The 1237-nt window shown below is 60.6% G+C and carries 2 protein-coding genes; both read right to left on the bottom strand.

Annotated features, from left to right (window positions below; genetic code table 11):
- Positions 1-21: 21 nt before the first annotated feature.
- Positions 22-846, bottom strand: coding sequence for an IS3 family transposase (locus EBMC1_RS15960; RefSeq protein ID WP_231292948.1), 825 nt, complete (start codon positions 844-846; stop codon positions 22-24).
- Entirely contained in the window at positions 819-1169 is a 351-nt protein-coding gene (locus tag EBMC1_RS15965) for a transposase (protein WP_003051010.1), read from the bottom strand. The genes EBMC1_RS15960 and EBMC1_RS15965 overlap by 28 nt, the downstream gene beginning before the upstream one ends.
- Positions 1170-1237: the final 68 nt, after the last annotated feature.

Below are 1237 nucleotides of genomic sequence, written 5' to 3' on the forward strand. Positions count from 1 at the left end.
GGCCCCTTGGGCCGGACAGGGTCACGCAGCTGATTTGACCATGAGCCGGGAGTTTTGCTGCTCGAACTGCGCGGGGCTGACATAGCCGAGCGCGGAATGCAATCTGCGTTGGTTGTAGATGTCGTCGATGAACCTAGGAAGCTGGTCGGCGACATCGTCGAAGGTTTCGAATGCCATGGGATAGACCGCCTCGACCTTGAGTGTCTTCATGAAGCTTTCCGCTTTGGCGTTATCGTACGGGTTGCCCCGCCGGCTCATCGAGCCGACCATGGCATGATCGGCGAGCATCGCTCGATAAATCCGGGATGCGTATTGGCTGCCGCGGTCAGAATGATGCACGCATCCTGATCGCGGGCGCCGTCGTTCGATCGCCACCTTCAGCGCCGCCACTGCGAGCCGCGCATCGATCGATCTTCCGATCGCATAGCCGACGACGCGGCGTGACCAGGCATCGAGGACGATCGCGACATAGGCAAAGCCGCCAATGATGGCGACATAGGTCAGGTCCGCCACCCAGAGTTGATCGGGACCATCAAGAATCATATCCTTCGAGCGATCCGGAAAGACTGGCAGGTCATGATCGCTGTCGGTGGTTGCGGTATAACGCCTGCGACGGCGCGGCTGCAGGTCATGCTCGCGCATCAATCGCTTGATCCGCTTGTGGTTCGCGATCACGCCCTGATGGCGGAGCGCGGCCTGCACGCGGCGCCAGCCATAAGCTTCGAACTCATCGCAGATCACGGTGATAGCAGCTACCAGTTCGGCATCGCCGATCGGTTGGGTCGGCTCATGATAGAATGTCGATCGTGCGATGCCCATCAGCCGACATCCTCGTGCGATCGACATCCCGCCGGGCCGGTGATCACGGATGTATTGGCGCTTCTCGGCCGCGGTGCGTCGCGCAGAGCCCCCTTTAAAAACTCCAGCTCCAGCGCCTGTTTGCCGACAAGGCGTTCGAGTGCGGCAATCCGCGCCTCATATTCCTGGATCAGATCCGCCGCCCGCGCATCGTCATCAAGGGCACCGGCCTCATACTTCGCCACCCAGATGCGGATCAACTGCCGGGAAATATCATGCCGCTTGGCAAGGCCGTGAAGCGTCTCGCCGTTCAGAAACTCCTGTGCGACCTGACGCTTGAACTCAACGCTATGGGATCGGTGTCTTGCCATGGGCTCTTCTCCAAAAGCCCGGCCAACCGGTCAATCCAACTATGCTTCCCTGTCCGGCCCAAGGGGCC

This window comes from Sphingopyxis sp. MC1 (assembly GCF_000371385.1).
GTDB classification, from domain to species: Bacteria; Pseudomonadota; Alphaproteobacteria; order Sphingomonadales; family Sphingomonadaceae; genus Sphingopyxis; species Sphingopyxis terrae.